Source organism: Microcoleus asticus IPMA8, from assembly GCF_013179805.1.
GTDB lineage: Bacteria > Cyanobacteriota > Cyanobacteriia > Cyanobacteriales > Microcoleaceae > Microcoleus > Microcoleus asticus.
In genome coordinates, this window is the sequence record NZ_SRRZ01000211.1 from 1 (window position 1) to 6255 (window position 6255).

Annotated in this window: 8 protein-coding genes; 3 read left to right on the forward strand and 5 right to left on the reverse strand. The window is 47.7% G+C overall.

What is annotated here, in order from left to right; all coding sequences use genetic code 11:
* Positions 1-55: 55 nt before the first annotated feature.
* The 4 genes from E5S67_RS30530 to E5S67_RS30545 are packed head-to-tail and all read right to left on the reverse strand — an operon-like array spanning position 56 to position 3777.
* Complete coding sequence (locus E5S67_RS30530; protein WP_172193020.1) at positions 56-352, reverse strand: hypothetical protein; 297 nt, start codon at positions 350-352, stop codon at positions 56-58.
* Positions 352-2403: a hypothetical protein gene (locus tag E5S67_RS30535; protein WP_172193021.1), complete on the reverse strand. Its 2052-nt coding sequence runs from the start codon at positions 2401-2403 to the stop codon at positions 352-354. The genes E5S67_RS30530 and E5S67_RS30535 overlap by 1 nt, the downstream gene beginning before the upstream one ends.
* The gene (locus E5S67_RS30540) at positions 2396-3223 is read right to left on the reverse strand and encodes a hypothetical protein (RefSeq protein ID WP_172193022.1); all 828 of its coding nucleotides are present in this window, start codon (positions 3221-3223) and stop codon (positions 2396-2398) included. The genes E5S67_RS30535 and E5S67_RS30540 overlap by 8 nt, the downstream gene beginning before the upstream one ends.
* Positions 3223-3777: a hypothetical protein gene (locus tag E5S67_RS30545; RefSeq protein ID WP_172193024.1), complete on the reverse strand. Its 555-nt coding sequence runs from the start codon at positions 3775-3777 to the stop codon at positions 3223-3225. Before E5S67_RS30545 ends, E5S67_RS30540 begins: the two co-directional genes overlap by 1 nt.
* Positions 3778-3989: 212 nt before the next feature.
* Between E5S67_RS30545 and E5S67_RS30550 the strand changes: the two genes are divergently transcribed.
* From E5S67_RS30550 to E5S67_RS30560, 3 genes are read left to right on the forward strand one after another with little or no spacing between them, the layout of a single operon-like run.
* A complete protein-coding gene (locus E5S67_RS30550; protein ID WP_172193026.1) occupies positions 3990-4562 on the forward strand; it encodes a tyrosine-type recombinase/integrase in 573 nt (190 codons plus the stop codon).
* A 3-nt stretch (positions 4563-4565) separates the two neighbouring features.
* Positions 4566-4907, forward strand: a complete 342-nt coding sequence (locus E5S67_RS30555) for a hypothetical protein (protein WP_172193028.1) — start codon at positions 4566-4568, stop codon at positions 4905-4907.
* Positions 4908-4909: 2 nt separating this feature from the next.
* A complete protein-coding gene (locus E5S67_RS30560) occupies positions 4910-5473 on the forward strand; it encodes a hypothetical protein (RefSeq protein WP_172193030.1) in 564 nt (187 codons plus the stop codon).
* Here the strand turns inward: E5S67_RS30560 and E5S67_RS30565 are convergent.
* Complete coding sequence (locus E5S67_RS30565; RefSeq protein WP_172193032.1) at positions 5451-6110, reverse strand: hypothetical protein; 660 nt, start codon at positions 6108-6110, stop codon at positions 5451-5453. The genes E5S67_RS30560 and E5S67_RS30565 overlap by 23 nt on opposite strands.
* Between the last annotated feature and the right edge of the window lie 145 nt (positions 6111-6255).

Genomic DNA, 6255 nt, shown 5'->3' on the forward strand with positions numbered 1-6255 from the left:
CGGGTAAAAGGCAGGGCTTAACTGCTTATCAAGCTATTCAACAAGCCCTCTCTATTCATGGCTCCCTTTTTTCCCCTAGTTGAGCAATTACAGTTGCGCTTACTATCCAGCTCCACAGCTTTGTAAAGCTGAAAGAGATTAAACTCACAACGCCGGAAATCAAGAAATTTCCAAACCGCAGCGCGCCGTTAATAATTGTTTCTAGAAACCCACCGCTGCCTTGCGATGTTGTGAGCGCGCTCGACGACCAAGTGCGGATTAAATTTCCCCCCGTGCTGCTGCTGCGAATTTTACGCGATGCGAGTTCGCGCAAAATCATTCCAATTTTTGGTTGAGGTGCTGCTGTTGCCATTAGTTATCCCCCCCGGCTTGTGAAAGGTTGTCGCCGATTTCTCGAATGCGCGGGCGGCGGTCGGGCGAGCGTCCGTAAGGGCTTTGTATGTCAGTTATGCCCGTAGTATTCCTAAACCCGTTTTCGGTTTCGTCAATGAAGTCCTCGAAGTTTTTGTCGGGGTCGAACGTTTTGCCGTCGCCGTTTTCTCCGTTTGGATTTTGAGGCTTCGTAATTGAAGCGGCTAAATCAACAGTACCTTTTAAAATACTCAAAAGCTGGGATTTTGTATCGTTTTTAGAATCTATTTTTTGCCAGTGCACCGCCCGAATGATTGCTGCTGCCTGTAATAAGTCGAGACAAACATCTCGAAAAGTTTCTTTTTCTTCGTAGTCGGTGCCTTTGATATGTCCTTCCGATTCTTCAATCAAAGCGCTAATAGATTCGGCACCAGGCGTAAATGTCATCGGCACGGCGACATCAATTTCCGTGCTTTTGAATGCCATATATTTAATGATGGCTTTTGATGCCAGGTAACCTTTAATAGCTTCTTGCCGAGCCATACCGGATTCTGTCAGGCATCGGACTTGCATAGCTACCAGCGCATCTACGTTTGTCATCAAACTCAAGATTTGTCCTTCAAGTTCGGCAATCGATTCTGCTAAGTTGGGGAATTTTAGAGACTTTTTCTGATCGCCTTCTTTTGTGATATCTGCGTCCTTAATATCGATTTGTATCTCCCACTGCCCCCAGCGCTCGTCATCGCGCTTGAATACCCAATCAATCAAGCTAACCAAATCTGGAATCGGCACCTGCGGCGGTTCTGCGGGTTCTTCTCCTTCCTTTGGCACTTCTTGAATAATAGTTGCAGGCAGTTGCCCGGGAAATTTGGCAAGCCCTAATTTTGTATATATCGCTCTTAAAAATTTGAGGTTTTCTTGACAGCAAGCGTCCATTTTCTCCTTCCTCGGTGGTGGGTTTGGGAAAGGAGTAGGAGAAGGAGAAGGCGGCGGAATCTGACTGATAGGGGTAAGGTGCTCGGGCGGCGTATCTGGTGATGTATTGCGGCAGGATACTTTAATGATTGAAAATTCCCAAGCCGTACCAGGAATCACCCAAGTTGCAATCCAGTCTCTTATGCTCGCCCCGTAATTGTAAAGATATCCGCTAGCACCGTTCTGATAAGAAATAGCAGTATTTCCATTAACTTCTCCAGGAGAAGAAGAACCAAACCCTACCAATTGCGCAAATCCATTGATGTCATTTATTTTGTATCCCGCCCGGTCGCCTCTTGTGGGGAAATCGTGCCATTCAATAAATCCGGGCGAGTAATGGTCGGCAGGTAGATTCTCTTGGGAAACAAGCTCTCCTTGATCTACCCAAATACCTTTTTTAAAATAAGGATGCTCGCCCGTTTTTAAAAATGGTTGGCTGTAAGCAAGTTTTGTTGCTTGTCCGTGTTGAAAATAGACCACATAATACAAGCAATCGTTATCAAAAATTGCTAGGGGAATTTCTTTGATTCTGCTGCCTACGCCTGGTCTAGAAGTTTGTGGCATTTCCTCAGAATTAGGTTTTTTGGGCTTGTTCGGAAAACCAAGACCAAAACTAATTTCGATCGGAGTAAACGGAATTTGTAGGGAAATTCCAACACCTACAGAGCCATCTTTTGACACAGAAACTTCAGCGCCGACACCCGCAATTTCGCCGCCAATCGAAACTTGTTCTATTTCTCCGGTGCTGGTATTGATGGTTATCCCGCCGCTAACTCCCAGAATCCCACCGGGTATTTCCGCGCCACCGGCGATTCCAATTGTGCTTTTTGAAGGGTCTTCAAAATTTGGGTTGCCACTGATGTCGAGGCGGATCGGCGAAACTTCCACGCTGACGCCGCCGGTGACAGTCATTCCGCCTATGTTGGCAACCTCTTGGGTGATGCCGATGCCGCCCGACGTTACGGACGGCGTAGTTTTCCGCCCCATATCGACGCCGCTATCTTTGCCGAGGTCGATCGCGCTTGACCCCCTGGTAGCGCTCGGCGACAGCGAAGACTTAGAACTCACCCTAGACATAGCTAGCCTCTAACCCGCATATCCGCGAGCTGTTGTTTTCTGCGATCGCCCAAAGCTCTCCGGTCAGCGTTTTCTCGGTCAGGTTACCGCCGCCGTTAGGGGCTAGATAAATCCCCGTGCCGATCGCAACGCTGGAATTGCCGGCAATCCAAATCGGCACATTCCCCGTGTTCGTGGCATACAGGATGGCCCGGTTTGCATTAGCCGTTCGGAAGCGCGTTGGAGCTCCAGTGGGGATATCGATTCCGTAAGGCAAGCCCGCGCCGATTGTTCTGACTTGCGGTTTTGCAATCAGATCTAAATTGAATCGATAATCGCCCTCAAAATTTATATAATCGCCGCTGCCGAGTACGCCGTGCCCGTAATTAATAATAGAAACGCCGAGGCGATCGTCGGGGCTTAATAGTTTTAACTGGTTAATTGTTAAATAAGGTATTACAAAAGGGATTGTTGTTTCTCTTCCCTTGTTTTGCAACCGCGCCGTTGCTAAAGTAGACCATGCGCCGTTCCCTTTTTTGGCGTGAAACCTCAATCCTACAAACGGATAATTTTCTTCAATTTGCAGCATCGCGGCGATTTTTTCCGCCGCCGACATCTCTGGAAAGATGTCGGGGTAAGGCGCTTGCTGATATGAAGGTAAGTAAATTGCGCCGCTAAAAGCTTCTAAATAAAAGCTTTTGCCCACGTAGTAAGAATTTGATAAAACGTCGTATTCTGCAAACGCATCGGCACAGTTTAAAATCTCAACAATTCCAGTGCCATCGGTTGCTGTAATGCTGCGCCGAAAAGTTTTTGTATTTTCTAATTGATTTTCTGCCATCAGGTTAGAAACACCTTTCCTTCGATTACGCTGCCGCCACCGGGCAAGCTGATTACTTCGATCGGAAATTCGAGCAAAGCGCTAAACGTGGCGTTGCTTCCGCCGCTCGCCGCCAAGGTGTGGGTACAGCGGGTGATTACGGTCTTGTCGGAGCTGGGATTGAGCCTTCTGGTTGGGTCGAGTTCGAGCAACTTGAGAGCCACTACCCCTTCCATTGCTGCTTGTGCCAAGTTTGGAGCGCTGCTGTCGCCGCCCGTGCCGCTGGTAAATGTAGAGCCGGTAAGGTAATGGCTTGCTGTATAACTTGTGCTGCCGTTTGTTGCGTTGGTTGCCACCACGTTTAAAATCAAGTCAATGCTTGCAGTTTTTGTTGAAAGGTTGGCGGTAATAGTTATTTTGTCTGTTCTTTCTACAATTTTTGTTAAGTTATTTTCCTCTTGTTCCAGTAGCGCCAAAACTCCGTATACATATCGCTCTTTGCTCGCCGCACCCTGCGGGTCGGAATAGCTGGTTCCAGAAACAGAACTTCCCGCGCCAGAAGTATGACCCGCCATAAGTATTTAAAATAGAATCTTACTTTCCCAGTTTAAGTAAGAATTTATTAGTCTAAGTTCTGCTAGTAAAAACTTAAGAAGTTGCTGAAATAGACAAATCAGCAACCGTTTCGATTTCAAAAACAACGTGACAACAACGGTTGTGCGCGCTAGAGTAAAAGGAGCAACTAAAAGGTTGCTATTAAGACAGTATTTACACGGAATCAGCAACTGTGAAAATTGCAGGTATCGGACAAGCTACCCCGCTTTGCCAAAGAACGTTTAACCAAATCAGCAACCTTTTTGTAACAGATTGCCATAAGTTGTTTTTAAATTTCGCTTGGTATACTGGCGAAAGACCGGAAGCAATATTGAGCCTAGATGTAAAACACGTTTACAGTGATGTTTTGCGCCGTCAACCGCGCGAATCGATACTTTATCCCGCATCTATCCGCAAGGACAAGCAGACCCGCGAGGTTTTCACACACGACGAACTCAAATTGATGCTGATGTCTTACGCGCCGCCGGAGACGGGATTTTTATTTCCTTCCCTCTATAAATCCGATCGCCATTTAAGCCGTCAAGCTATGGATAAAGCTTTTAGGCGAGCGGTCAAAAAAGCGGGTTTAGACAATCAAGGATTCTCGCTTTATTCAGCCAGGCGCGGTTTTATCACTCGATTAAATAACCAAGGGTACGATATTAAACTAATTCAAAAATTGAGCGGACACAGGAGCTTAACTTCGTTGATTAGGTATATCGATGTCACTGACGACCAACTAAGAAACGCAATTGCTAATTTTTAAACTATGGGACTTGTCAATTTAAATCCTTCTAGTGTCGCCGTGAATGTAGCTGAAGACATTAGAAATTCAGATACAGTAACCGCAGTCAGTGCGGCTGCGACCGTGACGGTAGCACTCGCGGCTAATCCTTTGCGCGGCAGTTATTCAATTTACAACGCAGGAACTCAGACCGTTTTTGTGCGCGAAAATGCGACTGTTTCTGCAACACTTTACAAGCATCCAATTCCGCCCGGATATTTATTTGAGCAAGACTTAGCGAGTTCGCGATATACGGGGGTGGTCAGCGTAATTACAGCGAGCGGAACTTCTAGCATAATGGTAGCGGAAAGCACTATTGCCTCTTAGTTATGGGCAAGCTGACAAACTTAAACCCGCTCGCAGTGATCGCCGATGCAGACATCCCGGCAAGCATTGCCCGAGATGCCGAAACGGCAGCGGCAATTGCAGCGCACATTGCCTCGGCAGATCCACACGCTCAGTATTTATTGCAATCCGAAGGCGATGCTCGGTACGAATACCGGGCGGGGCTTGCTTCTAAGTCGATTGCAGGGCCGTTAAACTACTCTGCCAATACTTGGTCGTCGCTGGGGACTTTTCCTGGATTCCCTTTTGGCGTGCAGGGGTCGCCTTCAGCGATAGTGGTCGGCATCAGTTTCAATGTTGATGTTGTTTCACCTTGGCAGCAAAGCGTGTGCGCGGGTCTTTTGGGGCCTTGTTGGTGGCAGCCTGCGAGCGTAGCGGATCAAGGGGTAAGGGTTCCGTTGGAAGTTCACAATTTATCTGGATTTTTTATCAATCTTCGGGCGGGTCGGTTCAGTCAAGACTTGCGCGACCTTCAAATCAATCCAGAAAGCGCGATTTTAATTCCCAGTACGGGACGTGTTGAGATTAGCTTAAAAAGGTTTTTTTAACGCCGCCAGAAGTCCGCAGCATAGCGGCAATTTTTGCAGGCGATACACCGGCCGCCAAGAGCGATCGCACTTCCTGCACTTTTGCCTGAGCGATCGGCGAGTCGGTGTTGCCGCCCCTGATGTGTTGGTGTCTTACGCGGCCGCCATCTCTGTAAGACAGTCGGTAATACTTTTTAGAATCTTCTGGAGCCGTCCCGCGTGGCCGATAAATAGATATTGGATCGAATGGCAAATAGTCATCGTTACCGGGCGGGAGTGTTAATTCTGTAACGGCAACCTCTACGCTAGTTACAGAATCATCGTTACCGGGCGGGAGTGTTAATTCTGTAACGGCAACCTCTACGCTAGTTACAGAATCATGGTTGCTGGGGGGTGGTGTATCTTCAATAACAGGCGGCGCGGGGGCGAGCTTAACTTCGTCGGGATAGAGGAAGTCCCACTGGTTTGTAAAGGGGTTCCAAAATTGCAGCGAGCCGTCGATCGGGTGAACCTTGTTAACTTTGTAAACTTCGCCCCGCTTCACCCATGCAGCGACCGCCGGCTTCCTTCGCAGCATCACGTAATCACCGGCTTTATAAAGGCTTCCCACTTCAGCCGCGGCGGTGTCAAAGAGTGGAATTTGAACAGCGCTAACCATTGGTTTCTCCTACTTCCACAAGTTGCAAGTTGGGAAATATGCAGCGGAGCTTGTCATTAGACATCTCCGAAAACAATCAAAGCCTCTGTGTAGTTAAGCTCCTTGACGTAAATGTAATCATCCTAAATTAGCTAGTGTGCACGAT